General features: G+C 41.7%; 14 protein-coding genes. 4 read left to right on the top strand and 10 right to left on the bottom strand.

Annotation, left to right across the window (positions count from 1 at the left end; all coding sequences use genetic code 11):
• Window positions 1–5: 5 nt before the first annotated feature.
• The 4 genes from JZ787_RS01025 to ahcY all read right to left on the bottom strand — a co-directional run bounded on the left by JZ787_RS01025 (window position 6) and on the right by ahcY (window position 6,245).
• Entirely contained in the window at window positions 6–2,882 is a 2,877-nt protein-coding gene (locus JZ787_RS01025) for an EAL domain-containing protein (protein WP_346311440.1), read from the bottom strand.
• A gap of 181 nt (window positions 2,883–3,063) precedes the next feature.
• The gene (locus JZ787_RS01020; protein WP_346311439.1) at window positions 3,064–3,780 is read right to left on the bottom strand and encodes a 16S rRNA (uracil(1498)-N(3))-methyltransferase; all 717 of its coding nucleotides are present in this window, start codon (window positions 3,778–3,780) and stop codon (window positions 3,064–3,066) included.
• A gap of 40 nt (window positions 3,781–3,820) precedes the next feature.
• The gene (gene metF, locus JZ787_RS01015; RefSeq protein ID WP_234951533.1) at window positions 3,821–4,657 is read right to left on the bottom strand and encodes a methylenetetrahydrofolate reductase [NAD(P)H]; all 837 of its coding nucleotides are present in this window, start codon (window positions 4,655–4,657) and stop codon (window positions 3,821–3,823) included.
• 205 nt (window positions 4,658–4,862) lie between these two features.
• Window positions 4,863–6,245, bottom strand: a complete 1,383-nt coding sequence (gene ahcY, locus JZ787_RS01010) for an adenosylhomocysteinase (protein WP_234951534.1) — start codon at window positions 6,243–6,245, stop codon at window positions 4,863–4,865.
• 221 nt (window positions 6,246–6,466) lie between these two features.
• Here ahcY and JZ787_RS01005 point away from each other — a divergent pair, with 221 nt between their 5' ends.
• Both JZ787_RS01005 and JZ787_RS01000 read left to right on the top strand, forming a co-directional pair.
• Window positions 6,467–7,000: a cysteine peptidase family C39 domain-containing protein gene (locus tag JZ787_RS01005; RefSeq protein WP_168159081.1), complete on the top strand. Its 534-nt coding sequence runs from the start codon at window positions 6,467–6,469 to the stop codon at window positions 6,998–7,000.
• Between the two features lie 20 nt (window positions 7,001–7,020).
• On the top strand, window positions 7,021–7,971 hold the full coding sequence (locus JZ787_RS01000; protein WP_346311438.1) for a DUF4424 family protein: 951 nt from the start codon (window positions 7,021–7,023) through the stop codon (window positions 7,969–7,971).
• 269 nt (window positions 7,972–8,240) lie between these two features.
• Here the strand turns inward: JZ787_RS01000 and JZ787_RS00995 are convergent, their stop codons facing one another.
• The 4 genes from JZ787_RS00995 to JZ787_RS00980 form a co-directional block, all read right to left on the bottom strand.
• Window positions 8,241–8,759 carry a tetratricopeptide repeat protein gene (locus tag JZ787_RS00995; RefSeq protein WP_346311437.1) on the bottom strand — a complete coding sequence of 173 codons (519 nt, stop codon included), beginning with the start codon at window positions 8,757–8,759 and terminating at the stop codon, window positions 8,241–8,243.
• A 79-nt stretch (window positions 8,760–8,838) separates the two neighbouring features.
• On the bottom strand, window positions 8,839–9,177 hold the full coding sequence (locus tag JZ787_RS00990; RefSeq protein ID WP_178928072.1) for a DUF3325 domain-containing protein: 339 nt from the start codon (window positions 9,175–9,177) through the stop codon (window positions 8,839–8,841).
• Window positions 9,174–10,883: a PepSY-associated TM helix domain-containing protein gene (locus tag JZ787_RS00985; protein WP_346311436.1), complete on the bottom strand. Its 1,710-nt coding sequence runs from the start codon at window positions 10,881–10,883 to the stop codon at window positions 9,174–9,176. Before JZ787_RS00985 ends, JZ787_RS00990 begins: the two co-directional genes overlap by 4 nt.
• A gap of 7 nt (window positions 10,884–10,890) precedes the next feature.
• Complete coding sequence (locus tag JZ787_RS00980; protein ID WP_010326388.1) at window positions 10,891–11,241, bottom strand: hypothetical protein; 351 nt, start codon at window positions 11,239–11,241, stop codon at window positions 10,891–10,893.
• 273 nt (window positions 11,242–11,514) lie between these two features.
• Here JZ787_RS00980 and JZ787_RS00975 point away from each other — a divergent pair, with 273 nt between their 5' ends.
• A complete protein-coding gene (locus tag JZ787_RS00975; RefSeq protein ID WP_010326389.1) occupies window positions 11,515–11,775 on the top strand; it encodes a hypothetical protein in 261 nt (86 codons plus the stop codon).
• A gap of 97 nt (window positions 11,776–11,872) precedes the next feature.
• Here JZ787_RS00975 and JZ787_RS00970 read toward each other — a convergent pair whose 3' ends face one another.
• A complete protein-coding gene (locus JZ787_RS00970) occupies window positions 11,873–14,347 on the bottom strand; it encodes an acyl-CoA dehydrogenase (protein ID WP_346311435.1) in 2,475 nt (824 codons plus the stop codon).
• Between the two features lie 291 nt (window positions 14,348–14,638).
• Window positions 14,639–15,652, bottom strand: coding sequence for a lipoyl synthase (gene lipA, locus JZ787_RS00965; RefSeq protein WP_004693928.1), 1,014 nt, complete (start codon window positions 15,650–15,652; stop codon window positions 14,639–14,641).
• A gap of 208 nt (window positions 15,653–15,860) precedes the next feature.
• Between lipA and sthA the strand changes: the two genes are divergently transcribed.
• A complete protein-coding gene (gene sthA / locus JZ787_RS00960; protein ID WP_004693926.1) occupies window positions 15,861–17,276 on the top strand; it encodes a Si-specific NAD(P)(+) transhydrogenase in 1,416 nt (471 codons plus the stop codon).
• The last annotated feature ends 235 nt before the right edge of the window (window positions 17,277–17,511 follow it).

Below are 17,511 nucleotides of genomic sequence, written 5' to 3'. Positions count from 1 at the left end.
CTGATTTATATTAAGTATGTATAAGAGGGCGTATCTAGATGATCTCTTAAGTATTGGGTAGCATCGAGCTGTGGAAGAGGTTTTGAAAATAAATAACCTTGCGCGATATCACATTCTAAGTTTTGTAGGTAACTTAGTTGTTGTTCGGTCTCAATTCCTTCCGCCACCACGGTCATACCCATGGCTTTCCCCATGGCAATCATGGCGCTCACAATAGCTTCTTGTTTGCAGTGTCCAATTTTTGAAATGAAGCTTCGATCAATTTTTAAAGTATCGATTGGAAAGTCGGTCAGATAAGACAGTGATGAATAACCTGTACCAAAGTCATCTAAAGAAATGTGAATGCCACGCGATTTGATGGTTTCAAGGAGGTTTTTCACCGCTTCTGAGTTTTCAACCAAAGTGGATTCTGTAATTTCTAATTCGAGGCTACTACCACTGATTTTATATCGATCAAGGGCTTCATCTAAGTCCTTTAAAAGCTGTCCGCGTTGTAGTTGTTGGGCAACCACATTGACCGAAACGCAGATATTATCAAAACCCAATTTATTCCATTCTTTGATTTGCTTAGCGGTTTGTAAAATTACAATGCGGCCAATATCTGAAATTAAGCTGGTTTTTTCTGCCATCGGAATGAAGAGACCTGGTGGCACAATTCCTTTGGTTGGATGATTCCAGCGTACCAGTGCCTCAAAACCATAAATTTTCTGATTGTGAAAGTTGATTTTGGGCTGGTAATAAACCACTAACTCATTGTTTTGTATCGCCAGTCTTAAATCGCGCTCTAAATAAATCCCTTCTTCCAATGCAACGGTATTGCTCAGGCTGTAGAACTTTGTGGCATTTCCACCTAAACGTTTTGCTTCACTCAGCGCTTGTTCTGCACAGTTGTTTAAGTAGTCCAGTTGACGACCATGTTCAGGGTACTGCGAAATTCCCATTGAAAGCGTAATAATATGTTCTTGACCAAAAATATCAAAAGGCAGACTAAAGGCTTTGTTAATGCGATCGATATGTTCCTGAACGGAGGGTCGAATATGAGAGACCTCATATACAATTGCAAAATCATCACCATTCAAGTGAGCCACCATCAGGGCTTCAGCATTGGTCAAACGAAGGCGCTGGGCAACTTGGCGCAGCAGCTCATCGCCTCCATTATTGCTTAAGAATTCATTCAATGGACGGAAACGGTCAATATTGAGCCGAATAATCGCCAGTTGTTTAATGCTATCTTGTTGAGAAACCAAATATTGATGAAGCTGATAGTTATAGTAAAAACGGTTGGGTAAGTCAGTCAGCGTATCGTAGTTTTCTAAATAAGAAAGACGCTGTTCTTGTAGTTTACGTTCGGTTAAATCGGACACGATACCAATATAATGCGTGACACGATCTTGCTCATCGGTAACGGCATTCAGATGCATCCAAATACACAACTCTTTGCCCGACAGAAACTTTTCATTCAGTTCACCGTCGTATTCGCCTTTTTTAAGGAGTTGGCCAATGATTTGGTTATGTGTGGTGCGTTGAAGCGACTTATAGTTCGCAACAATATCAAACAAATGTTTGCCATTGATTTGTGCAGCTTCAAAGCCAGCCAAACGTTCAAAGAAGGGATTTACGTCGATATAACGCAGGTCTTCATCTAAGATGAAAATCCCTTGTTCAGCTTGTTCAAGTACGCTCGCTGCTAGTCGCAGACGTTCTTGGTTGCTTTTTTCATGTTGAATGTCACGTCGAATACCGACCATTTGTAACGGTTTTTGATTGATTGGATCGCGAGCAATGACACGCCCAGTGTCATGTACCCAGTACCATTTCCCGTTATTGTGTTGCACACGGTAAGTGGCTTCATAGCGGTCTGAATGACCCCGTAAATGACTTTTCATTGCAGATTTAAACGGGGCAATATCATTTGGATGAATCAGGTACTGAAGCTGAAGTTGATGCTCTGTGGAATTTTTAAGTACTTTTTCTTGTTTGTGATTGGTCAGGGAAATGAGCCGATCTTTAATATTCCAATCCCAAGGACGAATACCTGAAATTTCATGGGCAAGCGATAGGTTTTCTTGCTTATTTTTTAAGTCTTTATTGATTTGATTTACGTCAAAGGTTCGTTCACGTACTTTTTGCTCAAGCAATTGATTATTCAGTTGTAACTGTTGTTCAATCTCTTTGGATTTATTCACTTCGTTTTGTAGCTGTTTGCATAAATCATCGGTCCAAGCGACTTGTTTTTCAGCTTCTTTTTTCAGCTCTCGATTTTTAATTGAGAGGCGGGATAAGTGCTGATTAATACGGTTGGTGGCATTGGCACAAAGCAAAATCACAATCAGAATAAAGTTTACAGTGAGATGAAAAAGAGTGTGATTGGCATCGAAGTTGATAAATTGCGAGAGGACATAAGGACTAATGGAGGGAATAAAAACCAAACAAAAATAACTAATGCGCTGCGTTAAATAGGTAAGGCAAACGGTCTGTGTGACGATCACTAAAAGTGCAGACAAGAGTAGGGCATTTGTATAGTTAAAATTGCCAGATAGGCTGGGTAAATAGTAATAGATACAGACGACGCCTGCTGCAACCAAAAGACCAATACTTAAACAGATGCCTTGAATCCAGCGGTGCGCATGTTTGGCAGAGTGATTTTTCGGGTTGAAATACACGGTGTTCACGAGCCAAAAAATGCTGAGAATAAACTCAGAAACAAAGAACCATAGGTTAAAATAAAAAGAATCTTGAGAAAAATTATAGTGATATGCACAGAAAATATAAAAATTTAGAATCAGTAAACTACTGATGAGGAAACGAAGATGGCTAATGGAATGCGATATTTGCGCAGTCTGCAAGTGCCGATCAAGATTTTCTGTAGAAATATCTGGCATGAATCGCGAAACCTTATTTTTTTTATGACCCAATGGCGTTGTGTTGTGTCTTTTTTCAAATTTAAATACATTGTGTAAAACACAATCAATTTATATTTTGATATAAGTCAAGGGTAATATTGTTGTACATAATAATCAATATATTAACAGAACAAAAGGGTGACTCGGCTGTTTATGTGATTTAAATCACTAAATTGTAGTTGAGGATTGACAAAGCGACGACGGGCGCTGTCTCTGTACGCAATACACGCTCACCAATACACCAGTTAATAAAACCGTGCTCATTGGCTGTTGTAATTTCAGCCTCACTTAAACCACCTTCAGGCCCAATGAGTAGTGTAATGTTTGGTGTCGCATGTGCCAAAACATCGATTTTTTCTTTATTCGGGGCGAGTACAAGTCGAGTCGCAGGTAATTCGGATGCGAGCCATTTGTCTAAGCTGACTGGAGCATGGATGGTAGGAACAATATTCATGCCGCATTGTTCACAAGCTGCGATGGCGATGCCTTGCCAGTGATCAATTTTCTTTTGATCGCGGTCATATTTCAAACGCATTTCACAGCGTTCAGACGTTAATAGTTGAATCTCCGAAACGCCTAATTCAACTGCCTTTTGAATGACATAATCCATACGGTCACCTTTACTCATGACTTGACCGAGTAAAGCTTTAAATGCAGGCGTACGATTGGTTGGGTTAAAAGCAGTGACCTGAACTGATGCTGACTTTTTAGCAACGTCACTTAAGGTCACTTCATATTCACCGCCTTGCCCATTGAACAAGGTGGCTTGATCGCCAACTTGAGCGCGTAAAACTTTGACCCAGTGATGAAACACAGTTTCTGTTAGTTCAACAGTGTGATCAACATTGAGCTCTGCTTCCATAAAAAAACGAGGCATTCGGTTTTACTCTCAAATAGGATGAATCTAGTTTAAATGCTTATGCTAAATCGAGGTCTAGTACAAGCTGACGGGTTGGATCAGTCGTGTTCATGGTGTAGAAGTGCAAACTCGGTGCGCCACCAGCAATCAGGCGTTCACAAAGCTTCACAATCACTTCATGACCGAAGGCTTTAATACTTGCAGTGTCATCACCATAAGTTGCCAACTGTTTACGAATCCAACGTGGAATCTCAGCGCCTGTACCATCTGCAAAGCGAATCAAGTTGCTGGCATTGGTAATTGGCATGATGCCTGGTGCAATTGGAATATTCACGCCTTCTTTTTGAATGCGATCTACAAAATAGAAGTAAGCATCTGGATTAAAGAAGAACTGCGTTAAACCAGCATTGGCACCTGCATTGGCTTTGTCGCAGAAACGCTGAATGTCTAAATCAAAGCTTTCTGCTTGTGGATGCATTTCAGGATAAGCGGCAACTTCAATATGGAAGTGATCACCTGAATGCTCACGGATAAAGCGCACGAGGTCTGTTGCGTATGGCAACTCGCCTAAACCGACTTGTCCAGAAGGTAAGTCACCACGTAAAGCGACAATACGGTCAATGCCTTGGTCTTTGTATATGTCGAGTAACTCAGCAATACGTGCTTTGTCATCGCCAATACAAGATAAGTGCGGTGCAACAGGCGTACCTTTACCATTGAATTCAGCAATGGCAGCAAGGGTACGTTCACGGGTAGAACCACCAGCACCGTAAGTAATTGAGAAGAACTCTGGGTTTAATAACTGAAGTTCTTGGTGTACGACTTTAAGTTTTTCTGCACCAGCATCGGTTTTGGTTGGGAAAAACTCAAAAGAAATGGGAACTTTTTTGCTCATCATCAAATCCTTTTTTATAAATGCTATTTTTTGTGTTTGCTCTCATCCCATCCTTCTCCCAGAGGGAGAAGGGGATTCATTACATTGAATAGAGATAACAAGATTTCACTGCTAACATCATTTGGTAATGAAAGTCCCTCTCCTGAGCAAACTTTAAGCACTGCTTTAAAGTTCAGCGCAAGAGAGGTTAGGAGAGGTTTGCAACTTAGTATTTATAAGCGTCAGATTTGAACGGACCTTCAACAGCTACACCTAAGTAGTCTGCTTGTTCTTGAGTCAATTGAGTCAAGACACCACCAAAACCAGCAACCATTGCCGCAGCAACTTCTTCATCTAATTTCTTAGGAAGAAGTTCTACACGAATCGCCGCTTGTTTTTGATCTTCTGGAAGATCAGCAAATTTCTCAGCGAATAAGTGCATTTGACCCAAGACTTGGTTGGCAAATGAACCATCCATAATACGTGATGGGTGACCTGTTGCATTACCTAGGTTAACTAAGCGACCTTCAGAAAGAAGGATCAAGTAGTTGTTTTCATCTTCTGAACGATAAACTTGGTGAACTTGTGGCTTCACTTCAACCCATTTGTAACCACGTAAGTAGTTGGTGTCGATTTCAGTGTCAAAGTGACCGATGTTACACACCACTGCACCTGCTTTTAATGAATCAAGCATTGCAGCGTCACATACGTGGTAGTTACCTGTTGTTGTTACGATTAGATCAGTATTTTGAAGAAGGTCAACATTGATGTCTTCTTTCTTGCCTGTTTGTACGCCATTTTTGTATGGAGATACAACTTCGTAACCGTCCATGCATGCTTGCATCGCACAGATTGGGTCAACTTCAGTCACACGTACAATCATGCCTTCTTGACGAAGTGATTGTGCAGAACCTTTACCTACGTCACCGTAACCAATCACAAGTGCACGACGACCAGATAAAAGCATATCTGTACCGCGTTTGATGGCATCATTCAGTGAGTGGCGGCAACCATATTTGTTGTCATTTTTAGACTTAGTTACAGAGTCATTCACGTTGATTGCAGGAACTTTCAAAGTACCGTCACGAAGCATTTCATACAGACGTTGAACACCTGTCGTCGTTTCTTCAGTTACGCCGTGGATTTTTGCAATCACTTCAGGATATTTTTCATGAACAAGGAGGGTTAAATCACCGCCATCATCCAAAATCATGTTGGCATCCCAAGGCGTGCCATTTACATTGATTTGTTGTTCTAAACACCACATGTACTCTTCTTCTGTTTCACCTTTCCAAGCAAATACAGGTACACCTGAAGCCGCAATTGCAGCAGCAGCGTGGTCTTGAGTCGAGAAGATGTTACATGAAGTCCAACGAACTTCTGCGCCTAATTCAACCAGGGTTTCAATAAGAACCGCAGTTTGAATGGTCATGTGAATACAACCAAGGATTTTTGCGCCAGCAAGTGGTTTTGCAGCAGCATAGCGCTTACGTAGGCCCATAAGTGCTGGCATTTCTGCTTCAGCAAGTTTGATTTCTTTACGGCCGTAGTCAGCGAGTGAAATATCAGCAACTTTGTAATCTGTAAATGAAGCAGTAACCGCGTTCATCACGATCTCCTAATATAAAAAATTGATCATTCAGTTCGCGGATGCCGTTGTTGATTCAAAAGGGATTTGAACCGGATCGTCGAGCCTAGCGATTTCACATTTATGTACCTGTGAAAAAGTCGCAGCATCCCTCGACTAGCGAACTATTGTACTTGGAAATTGATTCAGTTCCAACGATGTTTTGTTTATTATCAACACAATCATCTTTTTTGAATTGTGTTATGGCCGTGAATATCCCTGAATCCTTAATGAACCTTGAAGCTAATGGCGGTATTTATGCAGTATGGATGCTACTCCAGCATTTATATATCGATGCGGATATTGAACAGTTGATAGAGGTCTGTGGTTACGATGCAGAAAACGGAACGACAACCATTGGCTTGGCAGTCGGATTAAAGAAATTTGGCTTTGATGTTCAATTTTATACTGATGAAGACACAGAGCTTCAAGCACAAGAAAAATTGAGTTATGCAGAAGCTGAGCAACTAAAGCTGCCAGTTTTAGCGGCCATCAATTACCAACAAATTCAACAGGCATTTGAGCAAAATAAATTTATCATTGTCTATTACGATACTTTAGAAGGCGTCGGAAACCATTCACTGGTTTATTCTATAGATGAGCAGGAAATCTGTTTCTTTGACAGTTTTGATGCGATGCCTGCATCTGTATTTGAACAGCAACGTCAAGTCGAGGGCATCTGCCGACAAGTGATTGTGCTTGATCATTCAAGCGCTCGCATGGAAACAGCACAATAAACATGAAAAGAAGACGTTAAATGAAAAAGATCCTCGGACTATGCGTGTTCATTTCTATGCAGATCAGTGCGAATGACAGCACGGGTTATGTGGCAACGGGCGGTGTGCAATATCTGAAAAATCCAAAAATCAGTATGCAAAGTGAAGATTTGTTTATTAGTAAAAACATCATTCGGGTGAATTACCAATTTAAAAATCTTACCGCTCAAGATATTACGGAAACTGTTTTATTTCCCTTGCCGCGTGTGGGCAGTTCGCGTGAAAGCGATTTTGCGCATACCGAACAATTGATTCAAAGCTTTAAAGTACAAGCCAATGCACAAAAGATTCAGCCAGAAACCCATGTGCGTGCATTTTTACCCGCTTTAACAGCTAGTGGGGACTTCAATTCCAATGGTGAAGTCGTTGATGTGACTGCGGGTTTGAAAAAATGTGGTTTTTCAGATCGAGATTTGATGTATCCGTGGTTATTGCAGCAAGATTCTACGCTTAATCAGCGTTTGTATCGTTGTCAGGACAAAACAGTGCAGCAGCTTTTAAAGCCCTATCAGGCGGATGATGAAATTTATTGGGAATCGCAAATCATTTATAGTTGGCAGCAGAAGTTTAAGGCCAATGCGTTGACCCATGTACAACATGAATACATGCCATTGGTCGGTGGTTCGGTCTCTTTATATCCAGAAGAGGATGAAAAAACCTATTGTATGGATCAAAACTTCAAAGCGGGTTTGAAAAAGGCCAAGTCGCAATATGCACCTTATCAAGCCTTGGGCTATATCTTAAAAACGGGTGCAAATTGGGCGAAACCTATTCAAAGTTTTAAACTGACCATTGAGCGTGACCCGAATGAGCTGGTTTCATTTTGTTGGAAGGGTCAGGTGAAAAAGATCAGTTCGACACAATTTCAAATGACAGAAAAGAATTTTGTACCGAAGCAGGATTTAGATATTATTTTTGTGCATAAGTTTTAAGTCCAATTTTTTGGGCGTTCTTTTGTTTTGTCAAAAGAACCAAAAAAATTGTCATCTGCATAATCTGTTCACTTTTTGAATGCAGAGCGCCTTTTGTTGCAAAACAGTCTATTTTAAAGGTGACTACTTCATCTTATGCTGCAAATAAAAGCATTGCTTTTATTCTTGCTCAGGTTGTGGATGACTTTGCTGTGTATCAAATGAAACATAAAAAATGCCAGTCAGTCTATTCACTAACTGGCATGACATCAAAGGATGGATTTTTGCTTTTATTCTTGTTCTGCGGCATCTGCCTTGTCGTGCCAGTATTTGGCTTTTGCTTCATCCGCATCGACACCTAATGCATTTTCATAAATGAATGCCAAATCACGCATGGCTTGAGCCTCACCCAGTTCCGCTGCTTGTTGTACCAGTTCAATCGACTTAGCGACATCTTTTTCAACCACATCGCCCCGACGGTAAAAACCAGCCAACTCTAATATTGCAGTAGGGTGTTTGAGTTCAGCGGCTTGTTTTAACCAGTGATGTGCATGTCCAAAGTAGGTTTCAGCTTCGCTTGGATCTTCTTCTCGAAGTTCTTTGGCATAAAAAGCATAACCTTCACCCAGCCAATACATGGCTTCTACATGACCCAATGCTGCTGCTTTGAGCGCCCATTCTTCTGCAAGCGTAATGTCATCTTCATTTTCACTTTGCATATACAGTTCAGCAAGTTCAAATTGAGCGTCACTATTGCCTGTTGTTGCAAGGTTGACCAATTCAGCAGGAATTTTAGGAGATTTAGGCATACAAATAACCAAAGATTTAAACTGTGGATAGCCTAATACTTTCAAGTGAAAAAGCCAATCCGAAGATTGGCTTTTAGGTTCAGATCAGGTGCAAAGTTAGGCTGAATATAAATAAGAGTAAAACTGAAACAGCAATATTCTTAATTTTTTGCTCAAAATAACTTAAGCAAAGTCCAACAAACAGTGCTGCGAAGCTAATCACGCCGACCCAATAACTGATTTCGGTGCTCCAATGTCCTTGTGTTAAGCAAATGAGCAAAGAAACAATTAACAGTAACCAACCCACAGTGGTTGCTAAGCGTGTTTGCTGAAGCGTCAGTTCTTTAGCAAAGATTTGCTTTTGGTGCTTAGACATACTGCTGGCAAGAGCAAAAAAACCTAAGGTCGCTAAAGCCCAAATGATCAGAAACCAAATCATGCTTCGGCCTCCTGAACAGGTACTTTCACTTTTTTGTTTGGTAAACCTTGATGTTTTTTAACTTTGTCATAAGCGAAATAGAAAATCACTGCCATTACCCACATGGCTAAATCAACCGATGCAATCATCCACTGGCCTTGCGCAATGCTGTTCCACAAAGCTTGACCGCCTGTCATCAAGTTGACCATTGGCAGCAGGGCGAAAGCGAGTGTTGCCAATAAAAGTAAGTCTAACCATGCTTGGCGGTGAGTACGGAAAATGGCATAAATCAGCGTGAGTAACCATACTATAAAGAAGCTACGAATTTCCCAGTTCAGGCGCATTTCTACATCTGCTGGAATGAAACGATTGGCATAAAAATATGCCGCGCAGGCCAAAGGCAAACCAATAATGGCTGCAATATTCAGGACTTCAACTAGTCGGAAACCAAACGATTTATAGCCTTGTTTCTGCTGTTGGGGTGCACGTTTTACACACCAAAGGATCAGACCTGTCGCCACCATGAGCGTGCCTAAAATACCTGAGCAGAATAATAACCAACGCAGTGCTAAGTCGAGGCCACGCGCTTCGTGTAAGACGGTGACCACGTTATAAATGCCACTTGGAATCGATGGATTTTTGATTCGTATATTTTTATCCGTTTCATCTTGACCCGTGACCCCATTGTAGTTGAGTGTTGCATACACATTGCGATGCGCGACGCTTTCAGCACGTAAGGCACGCAACTCAATTTTGGCTTGGTCTGTATTGGGTGAAATAATGTTAATTGAAGCAATAGGGTTGTCTTTCCACTGTTGTTGTACCGCTGCCATAATTGGCGCTAAGTCTGTCAGTGGTGCAGGGCGGAGTTCGGGTTGTGGACGTTCCTCACCATGACCTTCTGTATGTTCACCGCGTTGCTGTCCGCGTTCTCCACGAGCCGCTCTTTCGCCTTCGCGTGGCACATCTTCAGCCTTTTGGGGCTGCTCAATCATGCTGGCCTGTTGGTCACGTAAAAACTGTTGTCGATTTTCATAAGCTTGGTTAATTCCCCAAGGCATGAACATAAACATGAGCAGTAGTAGGCCACTAAAGGTAATCATTAGATGAAAAGGCAATGCAAAAACAGCGGTTGCATTGTGTGCATCTAGCCACGAACGCTGACCTTTGCCAGAGCGAAAGGTAAAGAAATCTTTAAAGATTTTTTTATGGGTAATGATGCCGCTAACAATTGCGACCAACATGAACATGGTGGCAATCCCGACCAACCAACGCGTCCACAGGCGGGGTAAACCGTACAATTCAAAATGGAAACGATATAGGAATCCACCACCACGCGTATCCCGTGGTTCAATCACTTCACCAGTCGCACTGTCTAAGGTGATGCGTGTTCCACCACGACGTGCTTTCGGGTCTTCACCAACGGCACGAATAGTCACTTCAGTTGTGGTTTGGCGTGAGTTGGGCAGTTGAATATTCCAACTGCCTGCATTTGGGTGGTTTTTCTGTAAATAGTTGAGCGCGACCTGCATCTGTTGCACTTGAGACTGCGCAGGGACAGATTGATGTGTTTCGGGTTTCATCCAAGTAGAAATTTCATTTTGGAAAAAACTGAGGGTTCCAGTCACAAAAATTGCATACAGCAGCCACCCTAAAATGAGACTGGCCCATGTATGCAACCATGACATGGATTGGCGCGGTCCTTCCGCTTTTTGATCAACACGCATTGAAAAACTATCCTAGAAATTTGAGTAGGGCATACAGTGCAATACATGGCACAGCAATGCCGAGTGTTGCTTTTAAGGTTTTTTGAACCATAAAGACCCAAATAAAGGCAGCACAGTTAAGACAAAATGCAATGAGTGTGGCGCTCATGGCCGCATTCACAGGATTTGCAATAAAGACTTTAGCAATGGTTAATGCAGAGAGTGCAGCAAGGAGATAACCTCCGAGCAATGCAAGTGCAAATCGATACAACACCATCAGACGGTAGCTAAGTGGTGTGTCGACTTTCTTCTTTTTGGCAGGCTTCGGATGGACTTTTTCCGAATGAACCAAGGCATCAATTTGAGTGGTGCTATTCATGGAAGAGAGTTGGTGTATTAGTAAACAATATTGCAAATGATAACAATTATTATTTAAATAAAATAGATGGTAACTTTATTTATTTTTTCTGTAACGGTAAGTGAGTTTGGTGAACAGAAAAATTTGGATTGTAGTCGCTGCCTTTTTAAATCGATTTGATTCTTATTGTTATTTCTCTAAGGAATGGCTACACAGTGTTACCAAATCACGTTATACGCTGTTTTGATCTGCGTTAGTTTCATAGTCAATACTTGGGCGAATTTGGAGGAAAAGATGGCTGCTTTTATTAATGCCGAACAGGCAAAAATTATGTCCAACCAAGCGTATTTAGATATTGAAGTCTATAAATTACGTTTAGCTTCACTCATTGAGGAGAGTGCGAAACAGGGAAATACTGCGGTATTTACAGTGCTGCCAAAACATTTACCCCTAGAAGATATTCGTCATTTTTCAGCAGAACTGACCCAACTGGGATATCAAGTCCGTTTGGAAGTGGAAGAGTTCTATTATCGTTTAAACGTGTATTGGATTTAAAACTTCGCTTTGTTGTCTTGGTTTATATTGTGTGGATAAAATAAAAGCCCGTAAACGGACTTTTATCTTTTAGGAGTTTCGAAAACCGATGAGAGGGTTATGGGTGAATATCGGAACCCTTTGTATGATAGGGATTCTTTAAATCTAGTGTCTGTTCAAGCTCATGGTCGAAAATATCGGTGAGCATACTGTCGAAGCGTTGAGCATTGTAATGAATCAACTGATCCGCTTCTTCAGGGCTTATGAATCCTGTTTCAAGTGCATGTTGAATATGTGATTCAAAATCTAAGCCTTCAAATTGTCCTTTGGACTCCGCTTTTTTAAACTTCGTCCACAGTGGATCAATCTTTAATGCTGCTTGGAAGGCATTTTCCATACGCCCAAAGACGTCATTGGGATCGGTATTGTAAAAAACATGCTGCTTCAGTTGTTCACGGAAAGGATTATTTTCCATAATCGCACGTCCTAATAGCGTTTTTAGCTGATCACTTGGTTGCTGGGCAACACGACCAAAAGGGAAACAGATGAACTTGACTACACAAGCTGCCGCTCGCATAGGAAAGTTTGCGAATAGCCCATCAAATGCATCCTGAATTTGGACAAATGCTTTTTCTAAAGCCAGTTGAGCATGTTGTTGTTCAGCCTCACTACGTTGTCCTTTTTCATAAAACTTCAAAATAGCGGTCGCGATAAATAGATGGGAATGAATGTCAGCCAAACGCCCTGAAAGCATTTCTTTGCGTTTAATATCGCCTGCAAGTAAGCCTAAACACAGGTCTGCGGTTAAGGCGAAGTTTGCACTGTAACGGTTAATGGTTTTGTAAAAAGGACGTGAAAAAGCATCTGTCTGTGCGGAAGCATCTGAAGGACCACCGAAGATGCCATAATTGAATGAACGGGCTGTGCGGTTAAAGGTATAAGCCAAATGTTTAAAAAGTAGCGTGTCGAAAGGCGCTAAAGCTGACTTTGTATCTTCTGCTTGAAGGAGTTGGAGTTCTTCATATAAATAAGGATGACAGCGCATTGAGCCTTGACCAAAGATCATTAAAGAACGGCTTAAAATATTGGCCCCTTCAACGGTAATTGAAATGGGGATGGCCTGATAATTCAGTGCTAAAAAATTGCGCGGCCCCATTTGTACTGCCCGTCCGCCAACGACATCCATCCCATGATTGACAATTTTACGCATGGTTTCGGTGGCATAGTATTTGGCCATGGCTGTCATCACTGCGGGCTTGCCGCCTTCGTTTAAACCACAAGTGACCATATAGCGGAAAGCTTCGAGCATATATGTACCACTGGCAATATCACTGGTGGCCTCTTGCACGCCTTCAAAATGTCCTACAGAAATTTTAAATTGTTGGCGGACTTTGGCAAAAGCACCGACACTTAAATAGGCCATTTCAGCTGAAGCAGTGGAGAGCGCTGGCAGTGAAATCCCACGACCTACAGCTAAGCATTCCATCAGCATGCGCCAACCTTTACCTGCATTTTCCACCCCACCAATAATCCAATCGAGTGGGATAAAAACATCTTGTCCATCGACCGTGCCATTCATAAAGGGTGAACCAGGATTATGTCGTGCACCGACTTGGACACCGTCATGACTGGCAGGTAATAAGGCGCAGGTGATGCCATATTCAGTTTTGCTTGCATCGCCTAATAGTCCATCAGGGTCATAGAGTTTAAAAGCGAGACCAATCACAGTCGCAATAGGCGCCAGTGTAATCCAGCGTTTTGAAAAGTTCATACGTAAACCGAGTACTTCTTGGCCTTCAAACACACCATAGCAGACCACGCCTGTATCCGGTATTGCACCCGCGTCTGAACCAGCCTCGGGACTGGTTAAACCAAAGCAGGGGATTTCTTTACCTTTGGCGAGTCCTGGTAGGTAGCGTTGTTTTTGTTCTTCAGTTCCATAATGTAAAAGTAATTCACCTGGCCCTAGCGAGTTGGGCACCATACAACTGACTGCAGTGGTTAGTGAACGTGAAGAAATTTTGCTCATGATGCGGCTTTGTGCAAAGGAGCTAAAGGCACGACCGCCGTATTCTTTGGGAATAATTAAACCTAAAAAGCCTTGTTCTTTGATGTATTGCCATGCTTCAACAGGAAGATCTTTTAAGTGATGATGAATTTCCCATTCATTCAGTAAACCACAAAGGTGTTCAACTTCATGATCTAAGAAGGATTGCTCTTCAGCAGACAGAGTTGGGTAGACATAACCATCAAATTTTTTCCAATCAGGCGCACCCATAAATAATTCTTTTTCCCACCAACTGGTGCCTGCATCCAATGCTTCGCGTTCGGTACTGCTCATACTCGGCATGGCTTTGGCTAAAGCTTTATAGGCAGGTTGAGTGATTAAAGACTTTCGTAATGGATCAATAACCACAATCAGGCTGAGAATAATTAAGGGCAGACCTAGAAGTAATGACCACGGACTGATAAAAATAGCAGCGAAGAGGGATGCAAAAATAATGATCGCAGCCCCAAATAAGCGACTGAGTTCAAAATAAAAAATGGCCCAGAGGATACAGATTAAAAATAAAATGGCGAAAATGAAACCCATTGAAACCTCCCGTTGTTTACACCGTGAGGTGAGTCATACGTTTTATAGAACTCCACGGAAAATAAGGCAAAACGTAGACTAAAAAGGTGTAATAAAATGAATTTGATGTGATGTGTAGCATCACGATTATTTTAGACTTTGAATTAGATTAGGATGTTTATTGAACAATGACTGTGTTAGAAATGTATGAATACGTAATTGAAAAATATAAAGAACGAAGATCGTAATAAAAAAAGCCCTCATATGAGGGCTTTTAATTCTTGCGTTTTAACTGTTTAACACCACAGCAAATTAAGCTTCAATCGTTTGAACAGCAATCTTTTTCGCAGGATCTGCTTTGCGACGTACTGCTGGTACAGGTTCGCCATAGTATTGACGGTCAGCGAAGTAGCTTGAACGAACCATCGGCGCTGCCCAAATATTTCTAAAGCCCAACTTTTGACCATGCGCAGTGTAGCGTTCAAACTCTTCTGGTGTAACGAAGCGGTCAATCGGCGCATGCTCTTTAGAAGGCTGTAAATACTGGCCAATTGTTACATAGTCAACGCCGTGTGCATGCAAATCATCTAAAAGTGAAATGACTTCTTCTTCAGTTTCACCAATACCGACCATCAAACCACATTTGGTTGGAACGTCAGGGCAATATTCTTTAAACATTTTCAGCAAATTTAAAGAGTGTTGGTAGTCTGAACCTGGACGCATTGCTTTGTATAAACGTGGTACCGTTTCAATGTTGTGGTTGAACACATCAGGTGGACACTCGGTCATAATGCGAAGCGCAATGTCCATACGACCACGGAAGTCAGGTACTAAAATCTCAAGTAAAGTATTCGGGCTTAATGCACGTGCTTCTTTAATACAATCAACAAAGTGCTGTGCGCCACCGTCAAGTAAGTCATCTCGGTCTACAGAGGTGATTACGGCATATTTTAAACCTAAGTTTGAAATCGTTTCAGCCATGTGACGTGGTTCGTCTGCATCAAGTGCATTAGGACGGCCATGCGCCACGTCGCAGAAAGGACAACGACGTGTACAAATGTCACCCATAATCATAAAGGTTGCAGTACCGCCACCAAAACATTCAGGTAGGTTTGGACACGCAGCTTCTTCACAAACGGTATGCAGTTTTTGTTCACGTAGGGTTGATTTAATGCGTTGCACTTCTTCGGGTGCTGCCATTTTCACGCGAATCCAATCCGGCTTGCGTGGCGTTTCAACCGTAGGAATAACTTTTACAGGTATACGCGCGACCTTTTCTGCGCCACGAAGTTTGATACCCTGCTCAGGTTTACGGTTTTCAGACATATTCAACTATTCCACTGTTTTTGACGGGGGAGATGCTAAAAATAGCAGTATTAGTATAGCGGAAATGCGAATTGATAGGGCGGAAATACTATTCATTTACTAAATGTGGTTATCACTTAATATATGTAAGCTAAATACAGCAAATTGCCTGCAATTACGTCATAATATGCCCAAGATAAGTAATAAGTTTTTAAAGAAGGAGCGTTGAATGCCACGTAAAAAAGAGGTCGTTGGTGGAACTTTCGTTAAGTACGATGCGGTCGTTCTAGGTTCAGGCCCTGCGGGTGAAGGCGCGGCAATGAAACTTGCCAAATCTGGAAAGCGTGTTGCGATTGTGGATGTGCGTGAGCAGCTCGGTGGTAACTGTACCCACGTGGGAACCATTCCAAGTAAAGCTTTACGTCAAACGGTATCGAGTATTATCCGTTATCGCCGTGACCCAATGTTTAAAAAAATGGGTGACTGGCGCCAGTTTACAATGAAGCAAGTGCTTCAAAATGCACATAAAGTGATTCAACAACAGGTTGATACACACTCACGTTTTTATGACCGCAATAAAATTGATATTTACCACGGTCGTGCCTATGTTCAAGATCAGAATACGGTTTTAGTATTTAGCCCTGAAGGCATCAAAGAAACGATCATGTGCAAACAAATCGTGATCGCAACGGGTAGCCGTCCATACCGTCCTGCGGCGCTTGATTTTAACCATCCGCGTGTATTCGATTCTGACAAAATTTTAGACCTTGATTATTCGATCCAAAAAATCATCATTTATGGTGCCGGTGTAATTGGCTGTGAATATGCGTCTATTTTCATTGGACTCGATCATAAAGTTGACTTGATTAATACACAGCACAAATTGTTGAGTTATCTAGACGATGAAATTTCTGATGCTTTGTCTTATCACTTACGTCAACAAGGTGTCTTGATTCGCCATAATGAGCAGATTGATCATCTTGAAACCTATGATGATCACGTGGTGCTACATTTACAAAGCGGTAAGAAAATTAAAGCAGATGCTATTTTGTGGTGTAATGGTCGCTCAGGAAATACGGATGGCTTAGGCTTAGAAAATGTGGGTATTACGCCAAACAGCCGTGGTCAAATTACAGTCAATGATCAATACCAAACCGAAGTGGAAAATATTTACGCTGCGGGTGATGTGATTGGTTGGCCTTCACTGGCTTCTGCTGCATATGACCAAGGTCGTTGCGCAGGTGCAAATATGAGCGGTGAAGTGGGTGTAGAACCTGTGGTTGATATTCCGACAGGAATTTATACCATTCCAGAAATTTCTTCGATTGGTAAAACTGAACAAGAGTTAACCGAAGAAAAAATTCCGTATGAAGTGGGTCAGGCTTCGTTCCGTCATTTGGCGCGTGCGCAAATTACGGGTGACACAGTGGGTGAGTTGAAAATTTTATTCCACCGTGAAACTTTGGAAGTGCTGGGTGTGCATTGCTTCGGTAATAACGCTTCGGAAATTATTCATATTGGTCAAGCGGTGATGAATAGTCCAAACAATACCATCAATTATTTCGTAGAAACGACGTTTAACTATCCAACGATGGCTGAAGCATATCGTGTAGCGACTTTAAATGGTATGAACCGTTTGTTCTAATTTTTATAGTATTTTCAGAGACCTGTAAGTTTAGACTTACAGGTTTTTTTATATATAAAATTACTATTTTGTAAGTGCAGGCATATCTAAAAGCCTAAAACTTTTTAACGATTTGTGCGATGGTAGGTGAGTGCGACAAGTAAAGGGGGGAGGGAGCAACTTTGTTTATGAGATACAAGTAATTTTGCGGGTGCCATGTTTCTTAGCGTAGAACATGGAAAGAATGATCCAGTGA

Origin of the sequence: Acinetobacter sp. BWR-L5 (genome assembly GCF_039655985.1) — a bacterium.
GTDB lineage: Bacteria > Pseudomonadota > Gammaproteobacteria > Pseudomonadales > Moraxellaceae > Acinetobacter > Acinetobacter johnsonii.
The sequence above is the reverse complement of the archived record's forward strand: the minus strand, read 5'-3'. Positions and strand labels throughout refer to the sequence as shown.

Coding starts and splice junctions, on each gene's coding strand:
- JZ787_RS00995 (WP_346311437.1), bottom strand. CDS start 8,759: ATGCCTAAATCTCCTAAAATTCCTGCTGAATTGGTCAACCTTGCAACA.
- sthA (WP_004693926.1), top strand. CDS start 15,861: ATGCCACGTAAAAAAGAGGTCGTTGGTGGAACTTTCGTTAAGTACGAT.
- metF (WP_234951533.1), bottom strand. CDS start 4,657: ATGAGCAAAAAAGTTCCCATTTCTTTTGAGTTTTTCCCAACCAAAACC.
- lipA (WP_004693928.1), bottom strand. CDS start 15,652: ATGTCTGAAAACCGTAAACCTGAGCAGGGTATCAAACTTCGTGGCGCA.
- JZ787_RS00985 (WP_346311436.1), bottom strand. CDS start 10,883: ATGCGTGTTGATCAAAAAGCGGAAGGACCGCGCCAATCCATGTCATGG.
- JZ787_RS01000 (WP_346311438.1), top strand. CDS start 7,021: ATGAAAAAGATCCTCGGACTATGCGTGTTCATTTCTATGCAGATCAGT.
- JZ787_RS00970 (WP_346311435.1), bottom strand. CDS start 14,347: ATGGGTTTCATTTTCGCCATTTTATTTTTAATCTGTATCCTCTGGGCC.
- JZ787_RS00975 (WP_010326389.1), top strand. CDS start 11,515: ATGGCTGCTTTTATTAATGCCGAACAGGCAAAAATTATGTCCAACCAA.
- JZ787_RS01025 (WP_346311440.1), bottom strand. CDS start 2,882: ATGCCAGATATTTCTACAGAAAATCTTGATCGGCACTTGCAGACTGCG.
- JZ787_RS01005 (WP_168159081.1), top strand. CDS start 6,467: ATGGCCGTGAATATCCCTGAATCCTTAATGAACCTTGAAGCTAATGGC.
- JZ787_RS01020 (WP_346311439.1), bottom strand. CDS start 3,780: ATGCCTCGTTTTTTTATGGAAGCAGAGCTCAATGTTGATCACACTGTT.
- JZ787_RS00980 (WP_010326388.1), bottom strand. CDS start 11,241: ATGAATAGCACCACTCAAATTGATGCCTTGGTTCATTCGGAAAAAGTC.
- JZ787_RS00990 (WP_178928072.1), bottom strand. CDS start 9,177: ATGATTTGGTTTCTGATCATTTGGGCTTTAGCGACCTTAGGTTTTTTT.
- ahcY (WP_234951534.1), bottom strand. CDS start 6,245: ATGAACGCGGTTACTGCTTCATTTACAGATTACAAAGTTGCTGATATT.